The organism is Thalassotalea montiporae (genome assembly GCF_053485855.1).
Genome location: NZ_JBQRUO010000002.1, coordinates 519,084 through 544,541 on the forward strand (window position 1 = coordinate 519,084; position 25,458 = coordinate 544,541).

Below are 25,458 nucleotides of genomic sequence, written 5' to 3' on the forward strand. Positions count from 1 at the left end.
CACAATAGCGACCGTTAAAACTCGCGATCTGCGCGATGTGGTTTAATGATCTGTTGCCAAGGAAACTCACCAGCCCCCAAGCTTAAAAAGTCAGGATTCATTAATGAGTGGCGTTCATTGTAGCTAAGTGACTGAAATTCGCTGTCAATAATAGTGCCACCCGCTTGCTCCAAAATACACTGGCTGGCACCTGTGTCCCACTCACCTGTAGGCCCAATTCGCAAATAGCAGTCGGCGCCGCCTTCAGCAATTAAGCAATTTTTTAATGAGCAGCTACCAAGGGCAATATACTCAAAGTCAAAATCAGTATTTAAATATTGCCCCATCAAGCTTAATTCTTGGCGGCGGCTAATCGCTACTTTAACGGGGCGTTTTTCATCGTAACGAGCAACGTGAATTTGCTTGCTCGACTGACCATTATCTTTGAACGCCCCCACACCTTTTTCGGCATAATAAGTTAAATGATGATCCGGCGCATGAATTACCCCAATCACTGGCCAGCCATTTTCCACTAGCGCTATATTTACCGCAAAGTCGCCACTGCCAATAATAAACTCACCGGTGCCATCAATCGGATCAAGTAACCAATAGCGCTGCCATTTGCCACGTTGCTCCAACGGCAGTGGGCCGACTTCTTCAGAAATAATGGGAATATCCGGCGTTAAACGCTGAAGCTCTGCCATGATCGTTTCATTGGCAGCCAGGTCAGCACTAGTGACTGGGCTGTCATCAGCTTTGATCTCTGACGTAAAATTTCGCTGTCGATAAAATGACATGACTTGCTCGCCCGCCAATTTTGCAGTGTCGATAGCAATTTTTAACAGTGGGCTTAGCGAGTGTGATTCGGTCATTTTAACTCCTGTTGCTGCGCTAATTGGTCACACACTAGCATCAATGCGGCAATCGAGCGAGCTTCATTAAAGTCAGGTTGGCTTAACAGGTTTTGGTAGTCGGCAATTGGCCAAGGCACCACTTCCAAAGGCTCTGGCTCGTCACCTTCTAATTGAGAAGGGTATAAACCTGTAGCGAGATAGATTTTCATATGAGCATTAAAAAACGCGGGCGCCATGGCAACATCGTGAATATGCTGTAACTGCTCAGTTGCGTAGCCGACTTCTTCCTGCAATTCGCGATTAGCTGCTTGCTCGCCTGTTTCACCCGGATCAATTAGGCCTTTAGGAAAGCCCAATTCATAACTGTGGGTGCCAGCGCAATATTCTCGCACGAGTAACATAGTCTCTTGATCAAGCATAGGTACCACCATCACAGCTCCTCGGCCACTACCCGCCATGCGCTCATATTCACGCGTTTGCCCATTGCTAAAGGCAAGATCAATTTGCTCAATCGCAAAAAAGCGACTTTTGGCCACCATGCGGCTATCGGTAATTTGAGGTAAGCGGTTTTTCAACGTAGTCACACCTAATAAGCGAAGCTCAGAGAAAGTTGGTTATGTAGACAAACTATTATCGTTATAATGCCATAATAAGATGTTTTCTTGGAATAAATCTATGCTGGATTGGTCAGAAATTTCCACTGTGCTGCTCGATATGGACGGTACGATTTTGGATCTTCACTACGACAATCGCTTTTGGTTAGAACATTTGCCAATGCGCTACGGTGAAAGTGTTGGCATTTCAACTGAAGCTGCGCGCGAAAAACTTACCGCACATTACCAAAAAGTTCACGGCACTATTGCTTGGTATTGCCTTGATTATTGGGCTGAACAAACCCAACTGCCGATTACCGAATTAAAACGTGAACTAATGCATTTAATTGCCTTGCGACAAGATGCCGATGAGTTTTTACAAGCGTTAAGAATCAGTGGTCGTCGGGTGGTGATGGTGACTAACGCGCACCCGGGTAGTTTGTCGTTAAAAATTGAGCGAACTCAGCTCGATAAGTACTTTGACAAGCTTTACTCAACCCATGAGTTTGGTGTTAGTAAAGAGTCACAGTCGCTTTGGCAACAACTGCATGCCGTGGAAAAATTTGATTGCCAAAAAACGCTTTTCGTCGACGACAGCTTGCCGATTTTAGATTCGGCAAAAACGTTTGGTATTAAGCACTTGCTGGCGGTCGCAAACCCTGACAGTCAACAACCTGCGCGTGAAATCACGGGTTACCCAGCAATTACAGATTATCGCGTGATGACTGCAGAAATATTAGCGACAGCTCCTAAAATTTAAGTTCGTAGCGCCCTTGGGCGTCAGGGTTACCAATAAATGGCAGCGTGTCGCGCAGCTGTGCCGGAAAGTTATTACCCGGCGTTAGGTAACCTTGACCACTAACGCGGCCATCTAAGCCAAGCAACGCGGTGTACTGTAAACCCAGTCGATTATCTGGCAAAATTTTCACAGCCAACTTCCCTTGCTGGCAAGAAATTTCGCCCTTAAAGCTCCCTAACTCAATACTTTGTTCAAACGCGTTAACTGCAGCGCGTTGCCACGTTAATCGCCCTTTCGCACTAACACACTGATTACCAGCTAAGGTTAGCTCATCAATGGCAAGCTCAGCTTGACCAAAAGCATCAAGTTCGATTGGCAGTGGCAGTAATGGCGCAATTTCGCCTGCAGGCATTTGCACGCTAAAATCGCTGATTTCTACCTTGTCTTGGCTTAAAGAAAGGTATCCTTGTCCTTCAGGTCCATCGCTTAAACGGCTGCCGAATTTCACCTCTGCCGCAAGTGATAACGCTAATAACGACCACGGCGACACGTCGGCACTAATTTGATTAACTGTTACCCCTTGGTAGCGAACCGCACTAATCTGCGGAGACCAAATAGTTTCGCTTACTTCACCTAGGGCTAACCCTTTCGGAAGTTTACTATGCTCCACGAGTAGTGCTGCCGGTGTTAAGGCAATAACAAAAACAAGGTAGGCTGCAACAAGTACAGCGGCCAATGCTATTTTGATTTTTAACGTCATATGTCTCGTGGTCTATCGTTGGCGTGTTAATTCTCGATGGTCGTTAACAGCTCAATGTTTTACGAATTATTTTTTACTGCTTTAGGTTAATGCTTGAAGTTTAAAGGCTTAGCGTTTATCGACTAAGCGTTAAGCGGCGAATTTTTACCGTACCTGCGCTATTACCAGTTGTCACATCAATATTACTCACCACTAAGCCGTGTTGTTGGGTCAAAGCATTCAACAAGCGAAGCAATTGTTCAAACGGGATTTCATCAATCCACACTTGCACCCCTTGATCACCTTGCGGCTGCATACGAGCAATTGAGATTTGATATTGGCCAGCAACGCGATTCACTAACCCCGAAAGGCTGCCACCTCGGCTTGGTTGGCGAACACTTGCGGTACTGCTATTTATTTTTGCGGTATTGGTTTTAACGTATTGATAAAGCTCTTGTGTGCGGGCGAGCTTTTTCTCTGCTTTGTCAGCACCTTGATGAATCGGCTGCCATACCCCTTGAAACAGGATAAATACTAAGAGCACACCTGCCATCGCCAAAATCAATTGCTGCTCTCTGCTTTGTAGTTGTTGCCACCACTGTTTCATTACGACTCCTTAATACTAAAGGAACCGGTGACACGGTTACCCTGATTGTTCTGAGCGCCCTGCGTAACGGCTAGGCGAGACTTTTCAAGCGCACTTTTAAACTTATCAAATGCTTGGTAGCTATTTGCCTCTGCTTGCAGTCGTAATTCATTGCGTTTGCCGTCATAACGTAATGAGCTCGTTTGCAGTTCAGGAACTGACGCAAATGCGCTTTCTAATTTGGCAAGCATTGGCAGAAAATCTCCTTCGCTGGCACTGCCACTTGCCTCAGCGATTTTGCGTTTTAACTGCGATCGAATAGTCGCGATACGCACGCGTTTGGTATTTGGAAAAGCTTGCTTATAGGTTGCAATAATCTCTTGTTCCAACTGCTCAGTAGACTGATTCAATTGATACCATTGACTGCCCTTAACACCAAGCTGCAACAATAAAGTAAAGGCAGCAAGTGAAGCCGCAACTGCCCAGTATTTAATTGCTGGTGAGCGTTGAGTTTTAACCGCAAAGTCACCTTGTAACAAGTTAATATCGCGCTGTTGTTGAGCGGCAAACAAGGCCAAAGGTAATTCTGCCGGCGCTTCTTCACATGCTATGCTTACTGGCAATGATGGAATTGGCGAATAGTTCACAAAACTTGGCATTGGGTCTAGCTGCTGCCAATGTTGCGTCATAAACTGCCACTGGCTTTCATCTAAGCTCGCTCCTTGCCATGCGCCTTGACGCACTATCAGTTGCCCTTGATGCGCAATAACACTCCATTTATCCACCACAAGTGGCATAAGTAAAGTTTCTGGCACCATCACACGACAGGTAATGCTAGCGTCGCTCAATTGTGCTTGCCAACGTTGGATAAGCTGACGCTCAATAATAGCGACATGGCAGTTATGCTCGCTACCTGCTGGTGCTCGCTCGGCAAAGGCGAAAAATAGTTCATCAACGTCTTGCGCAAGCTCGTCTTCGAGCATGTAAGGTACCGCTTGGCGCATTGCTTTTGCATTTTTAGCTGGCACAGTTAACGCTTTCAATAATACATCGCTGCCCGGTGCAATCGCGATAACTTGGCGTTGACGCGCTTTGTCGCTAATCGTAGCTAGTGCCTGTGCATCCGGTAATTCGCCGCTCGCAATGATTTCTTGCTGGCCAGTCGACCAGACCAACCAAGCAATAGGCTGCTCAGGTTTGCTGGCGAGACGAATGTATAATATTTCGCTCATTTAAAAACGTCCTATGGTGCGACTCACAACGTTTACTTTTTCGTTGTCAATCACTTGCAAGATTGAAGTTAAGTTAAAATAACTGCTATTGAATTCAGCACTGGCCTTTAGTGTAAAGTATTCACTATCAACAACAAACTGTTGTTTTAGTGGCTCGCTGATATTGAGCTGGGTTACTTCTGGTAAGTTGTAAAATTCGGCTAATTCGTCAAAACCTTTTTCATCACGGGCACGAATAATATTGTTTGCTTCGTCTTGGCTGATATCGAGCATTGCAGACAATAAAATTGCCTGTTCATCGGTTAAGGTATTGATATTAATTTTGTGGCTTTCATTTTGCGGTAAAACACAAACATAAGGCGAAATTGCCGCGATAATCGCTGGCGTAAAGTGCTCAATCACACGTAATTCACTGACACTGGCAAGGTAATGGTTAGCGGCAAAATATGGATATTCGCGTCCAGCATAATCATTATCTTCAGCACCACCACTGCTCACTAGGCGGTCATCTTCATCGAGCCAATCGGTTAAGGCATCTGCCATGTATTCCGCTTCAAAATCACCAACCCCTTCAATATTTAATTTAACTAATAAGCGTTCTAGGGTTTGTCGCTGAGGTGATTTATTTTCTCCGTCGCCAGCATTGTCAGTGCCTTCACTGCGCAGCGCGTTCAAATTCAAGCATGCGTGTAAGTCATAAATCGCACCAGTTATTTGGCCATTATCAACTGGATAAGTGTTTTCGCCACGCGCCCATTGCTGGCTTAAATGGGTGACGTCTTCATCTTGCTCGTTATCAAGCTGTAATACCCGTTTTGCCAATGCTTCGGCACTCATCGCATACCAGTATGCCTGCTGATTAAACTGAATATTGGCGCTACGCTGCAACTGCACTTGTAGGCGGGCGCTCATTTCCGTTGCCAAAATAGCGGCTAGTGCAACAACCAACAACACAGTGATCAACGCAACACCACGGGCGTTAACTAAGGGATTCTTGCTAAGTGAATGTTTAGGTAAGGAATTGTTAGCCATTGGCGTCTCCTCCCCCTTCTTCGTTTTCGCCATTTTGTGCTTCATCACCAGCAATAAGGAACTGGCGGCGAATCTCACCTAAGTCTTGTGTTTGAATAATAACTGCCATGGCTTGTGGAAGACTGTCGCCGTTAATTTCTTTTTGCCATTTTCCCGCTTGGTAAAACTCAAATTTAACATCATCAACTTGCGTGATCAGCGGCCTAACTTTCGGCTCCTTGCCAACCACAGGATCAACAAAAGTAAAGTGTAACCGGTTAAGCGTGTTATCACTGAGTTGATAAGCCACCGACTGCAAATCACTGCGAGGTAATAGTAAATTAGGGTTTGCCCAACCAGAGCGAATAAAAGCTAAGGCATTGGTTTCAGAGAAAAAGCCTTGATCGTCTAAATGAATAAAACGGCTACTAGGTGCTTCGCCATTGATGCGCATTGTGCGGCGAGTCAGTTGCAGCATGTCGCGTTCAATCACAATAAACGCGCGGTTAAGTTCATTAATACGCTCATTCTTAATGCGTGACTGTTCGTCGCTGCGAAATACAGTATCAAATATGGTAAAACTGGCTAGACTCACCATCGCAAAAATCGCCATGGCAATGAGCACTTCAATTAGCGTAAAACCTTGCGCTTGGTAAGCCTTGTTGCGCCTATTCAATTGAGTTGATAACTGCACTGAACGCGATTTCATTATTTGGCCGTCCTTGCCAAAAAGGTGGTTAGCTCGGAAAGTGGCTGTTCATCACTGGCTTGCTGGCGCACTTCAATCGTTACTTGGCGCAAATTAGCATCTTGAGTACGAACAACTTTCTGCTGCCAATACCAAGTGGCTCCAGCCATTTCCACTTGCCCTTTGCGATTGTTGCGCGGCGGCCAAGTTTGCGTATCTAAACTAGCTGCAGTCAATTGATTAGCAGCCACCCAATTGGCCACCGTTTTCTGCTCAAGACGAGATAAGTTGTCAAAGTTACTTTGTGCTGCGCCTAAAAGCGCAACACAGGCAATGGCAAAGACCGCCATGGCAAGCATCACTTCAATCAGGGTAAAGCCACGTTTGCTTGCTGGTCGCTTTCGGAAAAACGCTGACTTATCGAAACGCATAGCTAGCATTACCTATCCTGCCCGTTGATTGGGCCTTCAATCATCAGCGGCGTATGGTATAGCCCTGTCACCTTGTACTCGATGTCAGAGTCGGCAAATTCATCAAGAAAATAAAACGACACACTAAATGGCGTGATATCGCCACCCGATAGCATCAGCACTTGTGGCTGTGGTGGCAGGTCTTCACCTTCTTTAAAGTCATCTTGCTCCGCTAACACTAACTGCAATTCGGTTAACAACGAAGGTTCGACTGGCAGTTCATCAAGCGTGAGTGACAGCCCCATGTTTTCAGGTAATTCTACAGGTACTAGGGCTTCCGTATCGCTCAGCTCAACCCATTGCTTACCATCGAATGCCAAAAACTGATAGCTTTGTTCTTCAATATACAGGCCAAGCTCAATGTTGTTTAGCATGCCATATTCACTGGCTAACTCGAACATACCAGCAAAACGCTGGCTTTCTTTTGCTAACTGTTTATCGCTTTGATTACCACGAAAAGTGAATTGAATTGCTGAGGCAAGAATACCCACCACCACAATCACCATCATCATTTCAATTAGCGTAAAGCCAGTTGAGCGTGATGAAGGAGTACGATTTAACATGATGATGGCAAGCTATGACTGATAAGTTGATAATACTAAACAAATTGAGTTTGCAAGCACTAAGCTAACCTTTTAAGCCTAGTGCTTGTTGGCGCTGATGGTTATTGAAAGTCTGTTAAGTTCCAGTTACCAATATCGTCATCTGTGCCTGCTTCACCGTCAGGCCCCATTGAGAAAATATCAATTTTACCGTTTTCACCTGGGTTCAATAGCTGGTACTCGTTCCCCCAAGGATCACTTGGTAGACGCGTGATGTAACCTTCTTCTGGGAAGCGGCGCGGTAACGGTTCAACGTCTGTTTGGGTAACTAAGGCTTCTAGGCCTTGTTCGGTTGTTGGATAGTTGTAGTTATCCATTTTGTACATTTTCAAGTTAGTTTCTAGTGACGTAATGTCGGCAACGGCTTTTTGCACATTAGCGCGATCTTGGCTGCCAATAATGTTCGGTACGACCATAGTGGCAATAAGGCCGATAATAACGATAACCACCATGACTTCTAGAATAGTAAAACCCGCGTGTTTGCTTGTTTTTGTGGCACGAATTTGTGATTGTTTTGCTGAATGCATATCTAATTTCCTACTAACGTATTTAGCTGTAATATCGGCTGTAATATCGCCATTACAATAAAGAGTACAACGCCTGCCATGGTGACCATCAATGCAGGCTCAAACGCCTTGATAGAAATATTCATCAAGGCTTCAAATTCTCTGTCTTGGTTGTCAGCGGCGCGGCCAAGCATTTGCTCTAGCTCACCACTTTTTTCACCACTGGCTATCATATGAAGCATCATTGGCGGAAAAAGTTTCGTTTGCTCAAGCGAAACTCGCAAACTGGTACCTTCACGCACCATGTCAGCTGACTCTTTGATTTTTTGTTTAATATACAGATTGTCTAGCACTTCGCCCGCTATACGCATACTTTCCAGTAGCGGCACAGCGCTGGCAGTTAAAATGCTTAGCGTTCGTGCAAAGCGCGCTGTATTAAGACCGCGAGATACTTTTCCGATCATTGGCAGAGCAATTAGTCGCTGATGAAAACCAAAACGAAATTTCGGCTTTTTCAACAATTGACTAAACCCTAGCATCATCAACGAGAACATCAGTAATATGGCTAAACCATAGTTACTCAGAAAATCACTGGCGCTGATCAAAAACTGTGTGGTGCCAGGTAAACCTTGCCCCATACGTTCGAACTGCCCCACGATTTTGGGCACAACCACGGTTAACAATACCGCGACCACGGCAATGGCAACAAAGGTCATAATCACCGGATAAACTAAGGCTTGAGTCATTTGCGAGCGCAATTGCTGACGCTGCTCGGTGTAATCGGCAAGGCGATTTAACACGTTGTCTAAATGACCTGACTTTTCACCCGCTGCGACCATAGCGCGATAAAGATGTGAGAATACTTGCGGAAACTCTGCCATGCTCTCAGCGAGGCTATAGCCTTCGGTTACCTTAGTGCGCACCGCCATAATCATGCTTTTCTGACGGTTTTTCTCGCTCTGTTCGGCAACCGCCATTAACGATTCTTCTAGCGGTAGGCCAGATTCGACGAGGGTTGCTAGCTGGCGAGTCAATAAGGCTAAATCGGCTGCAGAAACTTTGTCTCTGCGGTTTGTTTTACCTTCACTGCGATCTGATTTTTTACCAAGACTGGCATTAATCTCGATTGGCATTAAGCCTTGTTCGCGCAACAAACTGCGGGCATGGCGCGGGGTATCTCCCTCAATCACGCCTTTAACGTTTTTCCCTTTAGCATTTACGGCTAAATAATCGAATGCGGCCATAAATAAATTCCGTTAATCTTCACGCGTCACGCGCAGCACTTCTTCTAACGTGGTAATGCCCGCTAACACTTTGTCGAAGCCGTCGCGGCGAATACTTGGTGTGCTTTGGCGAATGTATTTTTCAATCACCTGCTCACCTTGACCGTTGTGAATAAGTTCACGCACTTTGTCATCAACAAACAACAATTCGTGAATACCAGTACGGCCTTTGTAACCTTTAAAATTACACTCACTACAACCCACGGCGCGATAAATTTGGGTTTGTTTGTCGCTGATACCCAGTAAATTGCATTCTTCGTCATCTGCCAAATGAGCTTCTTTACAATGTGGGCAAAGCGTTCGTACCAGTCGCTGTGCTAACACCCCAAGTAAACTTGAAGATAATAAGAAAGGCTCAACCCCCATATCTTCCATACGAGTAATGGCACCCGCAGCGGTATTTGTGTGCAACGTCGATAGCACTAAGTGACCGGTTAAACTGGCTTGCACGCCAATTTGTGCGGTTTCTAAATCACGAATTTCACCAACCATCACCACATCAGGGTCTTGACGAAGAATTGCGCGTAAACCACGGGCAAAGGTCATATCAACCTTAGTGTTCACTTGGGTTTGACCAATACCTTCAATGGCATATTCAATGGGATCTTCAACCGTTAATACATTGCGTTGATGGTTATCAATTTGGCTAAGGCCTGCATACAGGGTGGTTGATTTACCGGAGCCAGTTGGACCGGTCACCAAAATAATGCCGTGCGGTTTGTCAATTAGCTCGGCAAAACGCTGTCGGTTTAGATCTGTCATGCCCAAGTCTTGTAGGTCAAGACGGGCGGCATTTTTGTCTAATAAACGCAGTACAACGCGCTCACCATGACCCGTTGGCATAGTCGAAACTCGCACATCAACGGCACGGCCAGCAATACGCAGGGAAATACGACCATCTTGCGGAATGCGCTTCTCAGCAATATCGAGTTTCGCCATGACTTTGATACGCGACACTAATAGCGACGCCAGTTTGCGGTTTGGCTTTAGCACCTCACGCAATACGCCATCGATACGAAAGCGAATTTGCAATACTTGCTCAAAGGTTTCAATGTGAATATCAGACGCGTTTTCTTTGATCGCTTCACTCAGCATAGCGTTGATTAGTTTGATAATCGGCGCGTCGTCTTCGTTTTCGAGCAGGTCTTCGGTTTCGGTCATTTCATCGGCAAGCGAGTATAAATCGACTTCGTTGCCAATATCTTCCATCATCTGTTTCGCTTCAGATGAGTCGCGCTGATACGCTTCGGTTAATAGCTGCTCAAAGTCTTCAGGAGATTGAACAATCACCTCATAGGGCTCAGCTAAAAAGCGGCGCACTTCCATTAACACTTCAGGTTCAGTGCTGGCAATGCAGTACAGTTGGTAACCTTGCTCAGCGCTCACCAACAAAGCGTGATGGCGCTTGGCAAAACCAAACGGCAATTGCTTAGTACTCACAGCAAGTGCAGTCTCGTCACTTATTTCAGTACTCATGTCAGCACTCATTCCTGCACCTAGCTCGTCAGTTGCGTCACTAGACGATGATTCAAGCGTTTGCGACATAGCTAGTTAACACCACCATCAGAGCCATTTTCAGACTCGTTTTTGTCTTGTTCACGCTGCTTCATATATTCTTCGTAGCTTGGCGGCAGTGATAATTGATCATTCCACTCAGGCAAAATAGGTAGCTTACTGCCGTCCATTAAGCTCAAGCCTTCCTCTTGCTTGCGAATTTCGTCGGCACGAATGTAGTTGTATTTCGCTTTGGTCACTTCATTCATCAAGGTACCATCGCGAATAATGGTTGGGCGTAAAAATACCATCAAGTTGCGCTTGCGCACCGTATTACTGGTTGATTTAAACAAGTGACCCAGCACTGGAATATCGCCAAGCAGCGGTACTTTTTGTTCGCTTTCTTGCACATCTTCGTCAATCAAGCCCCCTAAAATCACGGTGTCGCCATTATCTGCCATGATCGTGGTTTTAATTTCACGCTTGTTGATCGAGATATCAACGCCGGTTGCACCACTAACTGATGAGACTTCTTGCTCAATTGTTAGTTGCACACCGGAGCCTTCATTGACCTGCGGCGTAACTTTTAGCTTAATCCCAACTTCTTGGCGCTCAACCGTTTGGAATGGGTTTGAGTTGTTATTACCGGTTGTGGAGCCAGTAATGATCGGCACTTCCTGACCAACAATGAAAAAGGCTTCTTCATTATCTAGTGTGGTAATACTTGGTGTTGCCAAAATATTGGAGTTAGTATCAGCACTCACCGCTTGCACAATAGCGCCCCAATTGTCATCAACCACACCAAACATCATACCGTTAACTGAGCCCAATAGTTGCGCTAGTAAGGTGTAATCGCCATCGGTATCTGGGTTAGTCGTGGTCACTGGGTTGCCGTTACCATCAATGGTGGTCACAGTCGTGCCATCTTCGCCACGGGCATTAATTGCCGCAGCGCCAGCTGCACTAATTGGCACAGGGCCATTGGTAAACTGAGTAAAGCCGGCATTTTCGTGATACCACTGCACGCCTAAATTAACACCGTCACTTTCAAACACTTCCACGATAATCGCTTCAACCAGCACTTGCGCTCTGCGCACATCAAGTTGGCGAATGACTGCTTCAAGTGAACGCAACATATCTGGCTGAGCAGTAATCACTAAGGTGTTAGTATCTTCATGAGCGTCAATGCTGACATTGCGTTTTTGGCTACGCGATTTAGTGGTTTTCGCGCTATTTTCTTCCGCTTCAATTGATTTACTAACCCCTTCAAGCACATCAACTAACTCTTCTGCCTTGGCATATTTCAGGTAGTAAACACGGGTATTACCACTGGTTTCTAACTCACTGTCCAAGCGTGAAACCAATTTTGTAATGCGCTCACGCGCTTGTGATTCACCACTGACAATTACACTGTTAGTGCGATCATCAGCGACAATTTTAGGAATAAGGAAGGTTGGCGTACCTGCTTTAGCACCTGCTTTAGGTTTATTCATCGCTTCGATGATACGAACCATTTCACCCGCAGATGCATATTTAAGTTTAATAATTTGTACGTCTTGGTCGCCTGCGCGGTCAACACGTTCAATAATTTTTACTAAACGATTCACAACCGCAGCAGAACCGGTGATCATTATCACGTTGGCAGGGTCATAGTTGGTCACATTACCGCCACCAGCTTGGTCTGAGAGTTGACGAAGCAATGGTACAAGCTCACGTACCGTGACGTTTTTAACTTCAACAATGCGGGTAACCATTTCGTCACCGACAAATTCACCAGCGCCGCCAACGACAGGAATTGCTGAAGTTTTCGCATCTTTATTACGGATAACTTTAATAATGTTGTTATCCATTTTAACCGCCGAGAAGCCATACACTTCCAAAACATTGAGGAAGAATTGGTAATACTGCTCTTCGGTTAATAAATCGTAGCTTCGTACATTAATTTTACCGCGCACATTTGGGTCAACAATCATGGTTTTTTGGAGATTGCGGCCCACAATATTAACGAACTCATCAATATTGGTGTCTTTAAAATTCGGTGAAAACTGCGCAGCAAAAGCGGTACTGCTCATCGGCGCTTGGCTAAGCGCCAATGCCATCGCTAAAGGGGTAAATACACGCTTCAATTTGTTTAGCTTATATTTGTTTGACTGAGTGGCTTGTTGCCATAGTGAACGACGGTTATTTTTATTTCTTAATATCATGGTGCAATGCTAAACAGTATTTCTGTTAACTCCCCGTTGCGATCAACTAATAATGCCAGATCACTGGTTTCTCGTAATAACTTTAATGCTTGTGCTGACTCACTTGGTATCGATAAATCCAAGCCATTCATTTGCACGGCGACATCGCCAGATTTCAATCCAGACGCCCTAAAAAATGCGGGATCTTTACCAGGCATCAAGCGATAGCCTTGTATTTTTCCTTGCGCGCGCTTGGGTGATATTTTCAAATAATCACTCAATTTACCTGGATTTGAAGCAATATCCGTTTTTAATGCTTTCATCGCTTTGCTCAGCTCAGCATTATTACGCTGATCTACCGCTTGCCCTCGCTTGACTGTACTTCGATTAGGGCGACTTTTAGTTGATGACGCGCGGTTTTTATCACGATTAGATGAAGCTTTGATGACACTTGGCTTTGGCTGCTTGTTATAGTCAAAACCGTCTAACATCAAGGTTTCGACACGACCAGATTGCTTTAATATCACCCGATCAGCGTACACTTGATGAAGCTGTGCTCGTGTATTAATTATCTTATCGCCAACACCATAAGTTTGCTGCTTGCCATTATGCTCAATAATGGCTGCGGCTTTTTTAGGGTCACTAGCTGCGACCACCCCAGACAGCGTTAAGTTCAATTTAGTTTCGGGTGCATCTTGCACTTCTGGCAGTGTTTCAACGACTTGTTCAGTGTTGTATTGGCCAAAAATGTTCAGAGAGATAAAGCGTTCAACATTAAATCGAGACGATGAAGACGAGCTTTGGGAAGACGGTGAGTCTTGAATAGATATTGTCGGTGTTTGCTCAATAGGCACAAGTTGCCACGTAATTTGCGCCAGCAAATAAGCGATATAAAGAAGAATAATGAGGCTTATCGCTTTTGCGATCTGCACTTGCGGTAGTTTATTGAAATACTCGCTAAATGACACCAAGTTGTCAGGCAACTGCATGGTAAAACATATTATTTTAGTTCCATATTAGCAGTGATGATACTTGAGCAAAGGCAAAGCAACAAGAGAGCCTAGACACTTTTATTGTATATACGAGTAAATATCATTCTTATTACAGTAAAATTCGTAGTTATATGTAACCTAGCGCTGATATTTTGTTATTCAAGCCCCCTACTTCGTAGCTAAAAATTAGATTTTGTGGTAAATTTCAACCAATTTTTTCGGTAAATATTTGTGTCTTTTATGGCCGCTAAACAGCAAACTTCATCGCAATCTGGTGCAACGCGATTAGACAAATGGTTATGGGCTGCACGCTTTTATAAAACCCGTGCTATCGCTAAGCAAATGATCGACGGTGGTAAAGTGTATTACAACGGCCAGCGTACCAAGTCAGGTAAAGCCGTAGCCGTTGGCGATCGCGTTAAAGTTCGCCAAGGGTTCGATGAAAAAGAAGTCATTATTGTTGAGCTCGCAGATAAGCGCCGCGATGCAACTTTTGCACAAACGCTATATCAAGAAACAGATGCGAGTATCGAAACTCGCGAGCGCAACACCCTTGCCAGAAAGCAAGGTGCTTACTTTAGCCCAGCAACAGAGACAAAACCGGATAAGAAACAACGCCGACAAATCCGTCAATTCAAAGAAAGGATATAAAAGCTCATGCCCAATCAAGATGTGTTAAATCGCTATTTATTTGACGATAAGCATGCGCGCGGTGAATTAGTGCAAATTCACCAAGCTTACCAAGACATTCTTGCCAATCACCAATACCCTGATGGAGTAAAAACATTACTGGGTGAATTGTTAGCGGCAACGTGTCTATTAACCGCCACCTTAAAGTTTGAAGGTGAAATTGCTGTGCAGTTACAAGGTAGCAGCGATGCGCCAATCAACTATATGGCAATCAATGGTAACGACCAGCAAGAAATGCGCGGCGTTGCCAAACTGCAAGCTGAAACAAATGCGACTTCGTTACAAGAGCTTATTGGCAAAGGCATTATGGTGATCACTATTCGCCCAAATAAAGGTGAACCTTACCAAGGTGTCGTGCCACTAGAGCAGCCAACGCTCGCCGAGTGTTTAGCGCACTATTTTGAAACTTCAGATCAAATACCAACCACAGTATGGTTATTTACTGATTTAGCGGCGAAAAAAGCGGCAGGTAGCCTAGTGCAATTGCTGCCAGACAGTGAAGATAAAGCTAAGCAGCACGAAGATTACGAACACCTTTGTCATTTAACCAGCACGATTAAAGCAGAGGAAATCTTTAATTTACCAGCACAAGACTTACTGCACCGCCTTTACCACGAAGAGCAAGTGCGTATTTTCGAACCACAGCAAGTGACTTACCGCTGCTCATGCTCACAAGAGAAGTGTTTAAACGCTATTACTCAACTAGGCACGAGCGAAATTAAAAGCATTATCGCTGAACAAGGTAGTGTGAGCATGACTTGTGACTATTGTTTAACCACTTATGCCTTTGATGAGCAGCAACTTTCACCCTACATAAGTGAAGTAAAACACTAGTTAATCATTAATTTAAACTCAGGGCGCTAATAAGCGCCCTTTTTTATTGCTCACGCCTTATATTTACTGCACTTATAGCGAACATAAATTTATATCAATTTACCTTTTTGTCGTTTTATTACATAAAAAAACTGCTGATTAAGGCACTTAATGTAATAAAAGATGAAAACTTTCATTCACAATAATTTTTTCCTTTTTTTTTAGCCGACTATCACCTATTATCGATGGCCTCAGAGCGACTCTGAGCAACCCCATAACCTAATTGCTTTACACTGGAGAAATAAAGCCATGGCTGCTTTGCAAGACAAGATTGATCTATCTCAATACGGTATCACTGATGTTGCGGAGATTGTTTACAATCCTTCTTATGAGTTTTTATTTGAAGAAGAAACAAAAGCAGAGCTCTCAGGTTATGACAAAGGCGTTGTCACTGAGTCAGGTGCCGTAGCGGTAGATACGGGTATTTTCACTGGCCGCTCACCAAAAGATAAGTACATTGTGCGCGACGATACTACACGCGATACCGTGTGGTGGGCTGACCAAGGTAAGAACGACAACAAGCCGATGACTACTGAAACGTGGAACTCATTAAAAGGCTTAGTGACCACGCAATTATCTGGCAAGCGTTTATTTGTTGTTGATACTTTCTGTGGTGCCAACGAAGACACGCGTTTAAAAGTGCGCTTCATTACCGAAGTTGCGTGGCAAGCACACTTTGTGAAAAACATGTTTATCCGCCCAACTGACGAGCAACTTGCCGATTACGAACCAGATTTTGTGGTTATGAATGGTGCTAAAACCACTAACCCTAACTGGCAAGAGCAAGGATTAAATTCAGAAAATTTCGTTGCCTTTAACTTAACTGAAAAAATGCAGTTAATTGGCGGCACTTGGTACGGCGGCGAAATGAAAAAAGGTATGTTCTCAATGATGAACTACCTATTACCACTGAAAGGCATTGCCTCTATGCACTGTAGTGCTAACGTCGGCAAAGATGGCGATGTTGCGGTATTCTTCGGCCTATCAGGTACAGGTAAAACAACACTTTCAACTGATCCTAAGCGCGAGCTAATCGGTGACGATGAGCACGGTTGGGATGACAACGGCGTATTTAACTTTGAAGGTGGTTGTTACGCAAAAACCATCAACCTAAGCAAAGAAAACGAACCAGACATTTACAATGCCATTCGCCGTGACGCATTACTTGAAAACGTAACGGTAGATGAAAACGGTAAAATTGATTACGACGATAACTCAAAAACTGAGAACACGCGTGTTTCTTACCCAATCCATCACATTGATAACATTGTTAAGCCAGTGTCTCGTGCCGGCCATGCCAAGAAAGTTATTTTCTTAACGGCTGATGCGTTTGGTGTACTACCACCAGTTGCGAAATTAACGCCAGAGCAAACAGAATACTACTTCCTGTCTGGTTTCACGGCGAAGTTAGCAGGTACTGAGCGCGGTATTACTGAGCCAACACCAACTTTCTCAAGCTGTTTTGGTGCGGCGTTCTTAAGCTTACACCCAACGCAATACGCTGACGTTTTGCGCAAGCGTATGGAAGCGGTAGGCGCAGAAGCTTACCTTGTTAACACAGGTTGGAATGGCACAGGTAAACGTATTTCAATTAAAGATACTCGTGCGATTATTGATGCCATTCTTGACGGCTCAATTGAAGATGCAGAAATGGTTGAGCTACCGCTATTTAACTTAAGCGTACCAACAGCATTGCACGACTGTGATAGCAACATTTTAGACCCACGCAACACTTATGCTGATGCAGCTGATTGGGAAGTAAAAGCAAAAGACTTAGCGGGTCGTTTTGTTAACAACTTTGACAAGTTCACTGATACTGAACACGGTCAATCGCTAGTTGCTTCTGGTCCTCAGCTTTAGTAAGCACTCGTACATAGTAAAACACAGAAAGGCCGCTAGCGTTAGCGGCCTTTTTTATTGTTGAACAACAGAGGTTATTGAACTTTCACCTTTAGCATCACATGCCTGCTAAATAGAAAACTTCAACTGGCAAGTCGCAAATCGAAAACCGTAAATTACAGCCAGATATTTTAAGTAACCTCAGGTTTGGATAAGAAATAGTGAATAACAAATTAATTCAGATAGTTATGCTCATCATTATCTTCTGGCGAGAAATTTTTGCAGATATCAAGGCAAATTTGCGCGTCAATAGCTGGCCTATTGCAAGTAAATTTAACGCAGGTAGCAGTAAAAATAGCCGCTAGAAGCACATTAGTTATCCAGAGCTGAGGTTAAGTAAATACACCTCTTACCTGTTTGCTATTATCGCTAATTATCAACTAAAGTTTACTTGTTCAAAGCATAATTTAAAGGAGTAAATATGCTCTACATATTGCTAATAAAGTTCACCTTGTTTCTTTTACTTTGTGCATGGCTAACCAAACGAAATAATGTTGCGGTAAAAACTTGGAGCGACGAGCAACTTATCAGTGGCTTACCCCATTACCTAAAATTGAAAAAACAAACCCGTCCGCATCGCTTAACCACGCGCTTTCTAGATGTTGATAAGCGTATTAGCCAGATAAAATCAGAAACAGCTCAGCGATTTTCACCGACTTCAATCAAGATGTCGCAGCTGAATTTAGCAAGCCGAAAAGCGCTAGTCCGCCGTTTGCTGAATAAACGCCAACAGGCCAAGCTCAATGGCAATTCGTTTGCGCATAAGTTGCTTGAGCAGCAAATTGAAAAGGTAGTTTTTCGTCATAGCTAGCCGCCCAAACATCACAGTTCCTAAATCTTGATTCCCATATGATCAATGGCTGCGCTACTGGGCTATTTCTCGGTCTGACTTCTTCTCTACTTCGATTTATGACTAAGAGGGAGCAAGACTTTCGCCTGTAAGCCACCGGTATCACGATTTATTAACTGCACCTTGCCGCCGTGAGTATCAACAATCCGTTTAATAATCGCTAAACCAAGGCCACTGCCTTCTGTACCGCGTGCTTTATCGCCTTGAGTAAATGGCTGAAATAAGCGTTCCATATCAGCCTCAGGAATACCAGCACCTTCGTCACAGACACTGATATGAGCGTAGTGTTTGCCTTCAACGCCTGTGCAAACTTGAATATTGCCATGAGTATAGCGAATCGCATTTTGAATTAAATTAGCCACCGCCCGTTTTATTGCAACATAACGGAGCGGTAGTTGCGGCACTTCACCCGCCATAAAGGTCACTTGTCGATCACTAGGTGTTTCAGCGTGAACCACGTCATCCACTAAAACATTCAGATCGGTGAGTTCCGCTTTGTCTTTACTGTCGTGGCGAATGTAATCAATGAATTGATCGATTATGGCGTTCATATCATCAATATCACCTTCGATGCCGTCTTTCAGATAATCGTCCTGCTCTGACATCATTTCCGCACTCAAACGAATACGTGTTAGCGGTGTGCGTAAGTCGTGCGAAATACCCGCCATCAGTAAGTTACGATCGTCTTCTAACTGTTTGATGCCCTTCGACATATGATTAAATGCCTGAGTTACCGCCATTATTTCAGTGGTACCTTCTTCTTCCAAAGGCTCTGGAAAGTCACCCCGACCGACATCTTCAGCCGCGTGTTGCAACGCACGCAATGGTCTATTCAAGTTGCGCACAAACAACCAGCCAGCAGCAACCGATAACACACCTAAAATGACAAGGAAAAAGAATAAAGGCACAAAATTAGATTGCTCTAAACCAGTAAAGGGAATCTTTACCCATAAACTTGGGGCTTGTGGGGGGCGAATCCAAAATAAGTATTCATCACCTTGGGTGATGCGAACTTCTGCTGGGCCATCAAGTAACTCTGACATTTGCGCAGAACGAAATTCTAAGTACACCGCATCAGCAAGGCCAAGGCGCATCGCATCTTTTTCTCGATACACACCGATGCCAGTCTCTCGCTGAAAGGCCTCGGCCATGGCCGGACTGAGTTCGGAGTCTTTAATATCAATAAATACCACGCGAATTTGCTTGGCAAGTAATTCATTCACTTGCTGGAAATTGGGTTGAATAATGTAGAGTGTTATCGATACATACGACACCACTTGATTAATCAACAACAAAAAGCCAATAAGTAAAACCGTTTGCCCAAAAGCACTGCGCGGCAATATTTTCATATAGAGAGTATCAACTAGTTGTCAAAGCATAGTTAAAGCAAGGCGAAAACTGGAGTGCAAAAGAAGCCTAAGCAGCTTCTTGTCCATCTGGCACGAATACGTAGCCTAAGCCCCAAACCGTCTGAATATAGCGAGGTTTTGCTGGATCTTCCTCTAACATGCGACGCAGGCGACTCACTTGCACATCAATACTACGCTCTAACGCTGAATAGTCTCGACCACGTGCCAAATTCATTAACTTGTCACGAGAAAGCGGCTCACGTGGGTGAGTAACTAGCGCTTTTAATACCGCGAATTCACCACTGGTCAGCGGCATATTAATGTCGCCTTTGACCATTTCTCGCGTTGCCAGATTTAACGTATATTCACCGAACGAAATGACATTTTCTTCCAATGACGGAGCACCTGGCGCTTCTTGAATTTTTCGACGTAAAACCGCTTTAATACGTGCTAACAATTCACGAGGGTTAAACGGCTTAGGCATATAATCGTCTGCTCCCAGCTCTAAACCTATAATGCGATCAACTTCGTCGCCTTTTGCCGTTAGCATCACAATTGGGATGTTATTCCCATTTTGGCGTAAACGACGACAGATAGATAAACCATCTTCACCTGGCAGCATTAAATCCAACACTAATAAATGGAAGTTCTCACGCTCAAGCAGGCGATCCATTTGCTCAGAGTTTGCGGCTGAACGCACTACAAACCCTTGTTCAACCAAATAGCGTTCTAGCAGCGCGCGTAAACGCATATCGTCATCAACTACCAGTATTTTTTGAGTTTCCTGTCCCATAGTTTTGGCCTCAATAGCTGTCGTAATAGCTTCACTATAAGTGATATTGATCGGTGTGAAAAACGGAGAATGTTACAAAGTATTAAGTTTTAGCTATATCTAGGCAAAACAAATATAACTAAAAGTAATTAATGTGAAACATTTAAGCCATTAAGTGATAAGCACTGATAACTCAACACCAACAACGTAGAGAATTTGCAATTAAAAGTCTTTAGAAAATATGGGGCTTGAAGTAGGGTATATTTGGAATGCGCTGTTAATTTTTAAAATACCAATTGGCCTAATTTCTTTTAAAACAAAAAACCTACAACGCAATGAGCAGCGCAATCATCTGAGCGATTATTTAATATATTTGATCGCCTGCTCGGTGACACATTTAGTAAAACTTTTTTGTCGTTGTTCTCGCGATAATCGACTAATCGCATTTTCAACAAGTGCCATTCGTTTTTCGCGATCAGCATCACTTAGCTTCGCAAATTGATCGTGAAAGCAGCCAACTAAGCCGAAATTAAGGGCAGTGTCAGATTGTGCATTTTCACCCTGCAAACAGGTGCTGAGCTTTTCCGCCAGTAAGCCCTTGTCCATCTGCTCGATTATCTGGCCCAATTGGTAGGGAACAGGATCAATTTTGCGCTTGAGGTTACAACCAAAAAACATATCAGCCACAGCAACCTTTGGAATAAGCGCTTGGTGTTTGGGTGCAAATTCTTTCATTAACCACGCTTTGTGCTCTTCAGTCATTTCAGATTGTGCATAGCCATTGTTTGCAAATAATAATGCTGAGCAAGAGATAAAAATTTTAAACGAACGAAAAGCCATAGAAAACAATACCTAAGATTGAAGTAAGCAGGTGTAAGTATAACGAATAAAGTGCAGTATTGGATGTGCTAATTTATTATGACTTTTGTAATGAATAGGCGGTATTATTCCCTGCCATCGTCACCCAATAGCCATCCCTCCTCACCGAAGTATCTGTATAATCTGAGCTATGAATTAAACTGCCAAACCACAAGTTGGTTATTCGCGGGCATATCAATATTAATCACTAATTTCATTCCTGCCTGTTTGGCAAGATCATCAACGGCTTCAAAATCGCGAATAGCACTTTGCGAGTCCCTTTCTTTTAACCAAATGTCGAATTCGGCGTTACTTTCACTGGAGTAATTGCCAGCAAAGTTGAATGGCCCGTAGGCAATAAATAAAGTGCCAGACTTGACCGATACCGACATATTCGCGAAACATGCAATCACGTGCTGCCAGCTCATAATGTGTAAGGTATTTGCCGTATAGATTACGTCAAATGAGTTTTTAGGCCAGTGCAAAGCATCGGCAACATCTAGCTCAATTGGTGAAAGCATGTTCCCACTACCGTGAGCTTTGATGTTGGCCGTTAATGGCGGAAGGTTAGGTGCTATATCGCTGCACTGCCAGCTAAGCTGAGGTAATTGTCCGCTAAAATAACAGGCATGCTGACCACTTAAGCTACCAATTTCGAGTAATGATTGTTTGTCAGCTAAATAAGGCTTTATCGTTTGCCATATAACGGCTTTGTTGCGTTCACAGCTTGGGGCAAAATTCTGCCACGCTTGCTCTAATTCGTTCATTTTGAATCTATTTAATTGTGACTATTAGTATTCACTAGTGTTAAGTAAGGTATTTTAGCGGATAGCTCCTGAACTTAAACGATAATCAACCATTTCCAAGCCGCAAAGGCGGCTAGCCCAGCAACCACGGTAAGCAACATATTTTTGCGCCAAAAGCTAATAACAACAGCAACGATTGCGCCAACGATATAGGGGTTTTCAATACTGGCGTAGAACTCCCCTTTCGGCAGAAAAACAGCAGGAAAAATAATCGCTGTTAATACTGCAATAGGAACATAGTTAAGTGCCCGCTTAAGCTTGTCAGGGAATTCAATGTTATCTGCTACCGCAAACAGCACGTAACGAATACCAAAAGTAACAACAAACATACCAAAAATCAGTAAAACTTCGTTCATTTGTTCGCTCCTTCACTGAAGTCAGCATCTGATTGTTCGTCGGGTTGCGTTCCACCCTGTTTAGCTTCTAAATACATCGCCACCAAAATGGCGACTACCGCAGAGAACAATAGTCCTGTTTTATGTGGCCAGTCATAAGTAATTAACGACAAAACGCCCGCGGTTAAGGCACATGCTAACGTTGCACGATTGTGCAAACAGGGCACCACGATACCAATAAAGGCCACCACCATGGCCATATCTAAGCCCCAATTCGCCATGTCTGGAATACTTTGACCGATAAACAAACCCACCAAGGTACATACTTGCCAATTAATATACATAAACAGCGCAGCACCAAAATAATACCAATGGAAGTTGGCTTGTTTACCGTGGTCAGTTAAGTAATTACTGGCTACCGCAAAGCTCTCGTCTGTTAGCAGGAATGCCATAGGAGCGCGAATTGCTTGAGAATAAGGTTTTACATGCGGCAGTAAATTTGCCGAATACAACAGATGGCGGAAGTTAACAAAAAAAGTCGTCAGCACGATCACCGGCCAAGCAGCACCGCCAGCCAGTAACCCCACAGCGATAAACTGTGACGAGCCAGCAAAAACAAATACTGACATGGCTATCACAGCCCAAGCAGAAAGCTCAGTGCTTTGGCCAAGCGCACCGTAAATAATGCCAAACGGGATCGCCGCCAAAATCAGCGGAGCGCAGTCTTTCATGCCGAGGGTGAATAATTTTGAGCGGGTATATTGCACAAGCCTTGCTGCAGATTTGATAAGTCCTATCAATTACATAGGGGTTAACAATTGTTATTCAACCACATACATAATTAATGTTCGTGATATTGCCTATAAACAAGCTACCCCAATGTTTACAATTAACAGCAGGGTAACTTGCTTCGAGAATGCTGTTGGCTTTGACTAATGAACGCTAGCCTATGACCGTTGGCCGTTGAGACAGGCCGAAACAGCTTATTCCGATGCTGGAATAAGATGCACATCTCGTTGTGGGTATGGAATTGTAATACCCGCTTCATCAAAGGCTATTTTTATTGCCTCGTGGCTGTCAAAAAACACGGGCCAGTAATCATCCGACTTCACCCATGGGCGCACTAAAAAGTTCACTGAACTGTCGGCATGGGCAGAAACAAAAATATCAACCACAGGATCTTTCAGCACGCGAGGGTCTTTATCCATTACTTCCTGTAAAACTGCTTTGGCTTTTCTAACATCGTCGTCGTAGCTAATGCCAAAAGTCATATCGACACGGCGAGTTTCTTCGACAAAAACGTTTTTCACACAACCGTTAGACAACAAGCCGTTAGGAATAATCACTCGCTGATTATCTAGGGTGCGCAATATAGTGTTAAATATTTGAATTTCGACAACATGGCCAACATAGCCTTGGGCATCAATCACATCGCCTGCTTTAAATGGACGGAAGAAGAGAATTAGAATACCGCCTGCAAAATTTGCCAAACTACCTTGCAATGCTAACCCTATTGCTAACCCCGCAGCACCTAGCATAGCAATAAGCGACGCCGTTTCTACACCAATCATAGAGGCGAAAATAATCACTAATACCGCTTTGAAGGTAATATTAAAAATACTGACAAGGAATTGATGCAGAGTGACTTCCACCTGCTTTTTGGTCATCGCGACATCAAGTAATTTGACAATACGGCCAATGATCCAAGAACCGATAATCCAAACTATTATCGCCAGTACTAGCTTAGTACCAAAGGTAATCCCCATTTCGCCAATCAGCTGCATATAGTGCTCAACCTGATTCACGTCGATATTCATCGCTTGCGCTGTTTCATCAATCACAGCACTGACTTCGCTGCCCTGCTCACTGCTTTGTGTAGTCATAACCTTCCCCTAATTGTTGATCTTTTCGTTGGTTTTAGAAAACTATCAACAGTTAAGTGTAGAAAGAATTGGGCGATTATTAAAACTTTGAGCGGCAAGCCAAATAATTGAGCTAATGCTCTGCTGGGTTACCTAACTTTGGACTTGGGCTTGGACTCGCCAGAACTCAATGACCGAGCCAGCACTTGCCAAGATTTTGCGAAAGGCTGCAAATAAATTCCGCGCAGCGTTTGATGCTCTGCATATTCGTCACCAATACCAATACTCAAGGTTTTTACACTTGATGCTCGTACCAAAGTGCCAAACAAGCGATCCCAAATAGCTAACGCAGATCCTAAATTCACATCAAATAGCTTAGGGCTGTCGCTGTGGTGGATTTGGTGTTGAGCAGGCGAGATAAACCAGTTTTCTACTTTATCTCCCCAACTTAACCAAATATGACTATGGCGTAAGTTCGAGCCCATAATATTAAAGGCAAACACAAATAAATTGGCGCCAACAATATCAATCATTTTCAGTGTTGGGCCAAATAAGAAATAACATAAACCAACCACTGTGCCTTGTGTTAATGCCATGCGACACGCATATAAATAGCTTTCCACCGGATGCGAGCGATAAATGGTAAAGGGTGTCAGCACTTTTGCCGAGTGATGCACCTTGTGAAATTCCCACATAAACGGAATTTTATGCAACATGTAATGCAATAAAAAACGGGTAAAGTCATCAACAATAAACAGCAAAACCGTAAATACCATCATGGTCGCGGTGGCAGACAACTGAATATGTTCAATCACCCCAAACACACTTTCTAGCGCCGATGAAATCCCAAGTGCGATGGGCACCATAGTGATCACCACCAATGGAAATAATGCCGCCTTTAGTAACTTATTGAGCACAAACAGCGCATAATCGTTTTTAGCTGATTGGCTAAAGTAGATGGATGCAGGAAAAAGGAAATGCCAAAAGCGTCTAAGCGCAGATTTTCCAGCAAGTTGCTCTGCATTGAAATGGGATTCGGCTAGAGGCGAGGTTTGACGCTGTTTGCCAACACGCCAAAAAACAAAAGCAGCAAGCGCTATAGAAGAAAGGACATAGCCCCAATAAATGCGTTTGTTCGCGTCAAACACATATAGGGATAATTCTTTAAAATTGCTTAGAAAAAAATCTAACATTTCTCAATTCCAATACTGGC

27 protein-coding genes are annotated in these 25,458 nt (G+C 44.0%); 5 read left to right on the forward strand and 22 right to left on the reverse strand.

Features of this window, described 5'->3' with window-relative positions; all coding sequences use genetic code 11:
- Positions 1 to 14: 14 nt before the first annotated feature.
- Both cysQ and nudE read right to left on the reverse strand, forming a co-directional pair.
- The gene (cysQ, locus tag ACSLUR_RS08830) at positions 15 to 851 is read right to left on the reverse strand and encodes a 3'(2'),5'-bisphosphate nucleotidase CysQ (protein ID WP_448553723.1); all 837 of its coding nucleotides are present in this window, start codon (positions 849 to 851) and stop codon (positions 15 to 17) included.
- Positions 848 to 1,408 (reverse strand): ADP compounds hydrolase NudE, encoded by a 561-nt coding sequence (gene nudE / locus ACSLUR_RS08835; protein WP_448553726.1) that lies wholly within the window; start codon positions 1,406 to 1,408, stop codon positions 848 to 850. Before nudE ends, cysQ begins: the two co-directional genes overlap by 4 nt.
- 100 nt (positions 1,409 to 1,508) lie before the next feature.
- Here nudE and yrfG point away from each other — a divergent pair, with 100 nt between their 5' ends.
- On the forward strand, positions 1,509 to 2,186 hold the full coding sequence (gene yrfG, locus ACSLUR_RS08840) for a GMP/IMP nucleotidase (protein ID WP_448553728.1): 678 nt from the start codon (positions 1,509 to 1,511) through the stop codon (positions 2,184 to 2,186).
- On the opposite strand, the gene gspN is transcribed toward yrfG, so the two are convergent.
- The 12 genes from gspN to gspC form a co-directional block, all read right to left on the reverse strand.
- Positions 2,176 to 2,925 carry a type II secretion system protein N gene (gene gspN / locus ACSLUR_RS08845; RefSeq protein ID WP_448553730.1) on the reverse strand — a complete coding sequence of 250 codons (750 nt, stop codon included), beginning with the start codon at positions 2,923 to 2,925 and terminating at the stop codon, positions 2,176 to 2,178. The genes yrfG and gspN overlap by 11 nt on opposite strands.
- Before the next feature lie 115 nt (positions 2,926 to 3,040).
- Positions 3,041 to 3,511, reverse strand: coding sequence for a type II secretion system protein M (locus ACSLUR_RS08850; protein WP_448553732.1), 471 nt, complete (start codon positions 3,509 to 3,511; stop codon positions 3,041 to 3,043).
- The gene (gene gspL, locus ACSLUR_RS08855; protein ID WP_448553734.1) at positions 3,511 to 4,722 is read right to left on the reverse strand and encodes a type II secretion system protein GspL; all 1,212 of its coding nucleotides are present in this window, start codon (positions 4,720 to 4,722) and stop codon (positions 3,511 to 3,513) included. Before gspL ends, ACSLUR_RS08850 begins: the two co-directional genes overlap by 1 nt.
- Positions 4,723 to 5,754 carry a type II secretion system minor pseudopilin GspK gene (gspK, locus tag ACSLUR_RS08860; RefSeq protein ID WP_448553736.1) on the reverse strand — a complete coding sequence of 344 codons (1,032 nt, stop codon included), beginning with the start codon at positions 5,752 to 5,754 and terminating at the stop codon, positions 4,723 to 4,725.
- On the reverse strand, positions 5,747 to 6,442 hold the full coding sequence (gspJ, locus tag ACSLUR_RS08865; RefSeq protein ID WP_448553738.1) for a type II secretion system minor pseudopilin GspJ: 696 nt from the start codon (positions 6,440 to 6,442) through the stop codon (positions 5,747 to 5,749). The genes gspK and gspJ overlap by 8 nt, the downstream gene beginning before the upstream one ends.
- Positions 6,442 to 6,861 (reverse strand): type II secretion system minor pseudopilin GspI, encoded by a 420-nt coding sequence (gene gspI, locus ACSLUR_RS08870; RefSeq protein ID WP_448553740.1) that lies wholly within the window; start codon positions 6,859 to 6,861, stop codon positions 6,442 to 6,444. Before gspI ends, gspJ begins: the two co-directional genes overlap by 1 nt.
- Positions 6,861 to 7,454: a type II secretion system minor pseudopilin GspH gene (gspH, locus tag ACSLUR_RS08875; protein WP_448553742.1), complete on the reverse strand. Its 594-nt coding sequence runs from the start codon at positions 7,452 to 7,454 to the stop codon at positions 6,861 to 6,863. Before gspH ends, gspI begins: the two co-directional genes overlap by 1 nt.
- 101 nt (positions 7,455 to 7,555) lie before the next feature.
- Positions 7,556 to 8,020: a type II secretion system major pseudopilin GspG gene (gene gspG, locus ACSLUR_RS08880; RefSeq protein WP_448553744.1), complete on the reverse strand. Its 465-nt coding sequence runs from the start codon at positions 8,018 to 8,020 to the stop codon at positions 7,556 to 7,558.
- Between the two features lie 2 nt (positions 8,021 to 8,022).
- Positions 8,023 to 9,243 carry a type II secretion system inner membrane protein GspF gene (gene gspF, locus ACSLUR_RS08885; RefSeq protein WP_448553746.1) on the reverse strand — a complete coding sequence of 407 codons (1,221 nt, stop codon included), beginning with the start codon at positions 9,241 to 9,243 and terminating at the stop codon, positions 8,023 to 8,025.
- Between the two features lie 12 nt (positions 9,244 to 9,255).
- The gene (gspE, locus tag ACSLUR_RS08890; protein ID WP_448554364.1) at positions 9,256 to 10,770 is read right to left on the reverse strand and encodes a type II secretion system ATPase GspE; all 1,515 of its coding nucleotides are present in this window, start codon (positions 10,768 to 10,770) and stop codon (positions 9,256 to 9,258) included.
- Positions 10,771 to 10,829: 59 nt separating this feature from the next.
- Positions 10,830 to 12,875, reverse strand: coding sequence for a type II secretion system secretin GspD (gene gspD, locus ACSLUR_RS08895; protein WP_448554366.1), 2,046 nt, complete (start codon positions 12,873 to 12,875; stop codon positions 10,830 to 10,832).
- A gap of 101 nt (positions 12,876 to 12,976) precedes the next feature.
- On the reverse strand, positions 12,977 to 13,948 hold the full coding sequence (gene gspC / locus ACSLUR_RS08900; protein WP_448553748.1) for a type II secretion system protein GspC: 972 nt from the start codon (positions 13,946 to 13,948) through the stop codon (positions 12,977 to 12,979).
- A 243-nt stretch (positions 13,949 to 14,191) separates the two neighbouring features.
- On the opposite strand from gspC, the gene hslR reads away from it, so the two are divergent.
- The 4 genes from hslR (at position 14,192) to ACSLUR_RS08920 (ending at position 18,224) form a co-directional block, all read left to right on the forward strand.
- Complete coding sequence (gene hslR, locus ACSLUR_RS08905) at positions 14,192 to 14,602, forward strand: Hsp15 family ribosome-associated heat shock protein (RefSeq protein ID WP_448553750.1); 411 nt, start codon at positions 14,192 to 14,194, stop codon at positions 14,600 to 14,602.
- Positions 14,603 to 14,608: 6 nt separating this feature from the next.
- Positions 14,609 to 15,475, forward strand: a complete 867-nt coding sequence (gene hslO, locus ACSLUR_RS08910; protein WP_448553752.1) for an Hsp33 family molecular chaperone HslO — start codon at positions 14,609 to 14,611, stop codon at positions 15,473 to 15,475.
- 288 nt (positions 15,476 to 15,763) lie between these two features.
- Complete coding sequence (gene pckA / locus ACSLUR_RS08915; RefSeq protein WP_448553754.1) at positions 15,764 to 17,374, forward strand: phosphoenolpyruvate carboxykinase (ATP); 1,611 nt, start codon at positions 15,764 to 15,766, stop codon at positions 17,372 to 17,374.
- A 460-nt stretch (positions 17,375 to 17,834) separates the two neighbouring features.
- A complete protein-coding gene (locus ACSLUR_RS08920; protein ID WP_116001959.1) occupies positions 17,835 to 18,224 on the forward strand; it encodes a hypothetical protein in 390 nt (129 codons plus the stop codon).
- Positions 18,225 to 18,310: 86 nt separating this feature from the next.
- On the opposite strand, the gene envZ is transcribed toward ACSLUR_RS08920, so the two are convergent.
- The 8 genes from envZ to ACSLUR_RS08960 form a co-directional block, all read right to left on the reverse strand.
- Positions 18,311 to 19,612, reverse strand: a complete 1,302-nt coding sequence (gene envZ, locus ACSLUR_RS08925; protein ID WP_448553756.1) for a two-component system sensor histidine kinase EnvZ — start codon at positions 19,610 to 19,612, stop codon at positions 18,311 to 18,313.
- Positions 19,613 to 19,679: 67 nt separating this feature from the next.
- Positions 19,680 to 20,405 carry an osmolarity response regulator transcription factor OmpR gene (ompR, locus tag ACSLUR_RS08930; protein WP_116001961.1) on the reverse strand — a complete coding sequence of 242 codons (726 nt, stop codon included), beginning with the start codon at positions 20,403 to 20,405 and terminating at the stop codon, positions 19,680 to 19,682.
- A gap of 339 nt (positions 20,406 to 20,744) precedes the next feature.
- The gene (locus ACSLUR_RS08935; protein WP_448553759.1) at positions 20,745 to 21,224 is read right to left on the reverse strand and encodes a hypothetical protein; all 480 of its coding nucleotides are present in this window, start codon (positions 21,222 to 21,224) and stop codon (positions 20,745 to 20,747) included.
- A gap of 167 nt (positions 21,225 to 21,391) precedes the next feature.
- Positions 21,392 to 22,009, reverse strand: coding sequence for a DUF938 domain-containing protein (locus ACSLUR_RS08940; protein WP_448553761.1), 618 nt, complete (start codon positions 22,007 to 22,009; stop codon positions 21,392 to 21,394).
- Between the two features lie 74 nt (positions 22,010 to 22,083).
- A complete protein-coding gene (locus ACSLUR_RS08945) occupies positions 22,084 to 22,404 on the reverse strand; it encodes a branched-chain amino acid transport AzlD family protein (RefSeq protein ID WP_448553763.1) in 321 nt (106 codons plus the stop codon).
- On the reverse strand, positions 22,401 to 23,150 hold the full coding sequence (locus ACSLUR_RS08950; protein ID WP_448553765.1) for an AzlC family ABC transporter permease: 750 nt from the start codon (positions 23,148 to 23,150) through the stop codon (positions 22,401 to 22,403). Before ACSLUR_RS08950 ends, ACSLUR_RS08945 begins: the two co-directional genes overlap by 4 nt.
- Positions 23,151 to 23,366: 216 nt before the next feature.
- Entirely contained in the window at positions 23,367 to 24,200 is an 834-nt protein-coding gene (locus ACSLUR_RS08955; protein ID WP_116002504.1) for a mechanosensitive ion channel family protein, read from the reverse strand.
- A 194-nt stretch (positions 24,201 to 24,394) separates the two neighbouring features.
- Positions 24,395 to 25,438: a sterol desaturase family protein gene (locus ACSLUR_RS08960; RefSeq protein ID WP_448553767.1), complete on the reverse strand. Its 1,044-nt coding sequence runs from the start codon at positions 25,436 to 25,438 to the stop codon at positions 24,395 to 24,397.
- Positions 25,439 to 25,458: the final 20 nt, after the last annotated feature.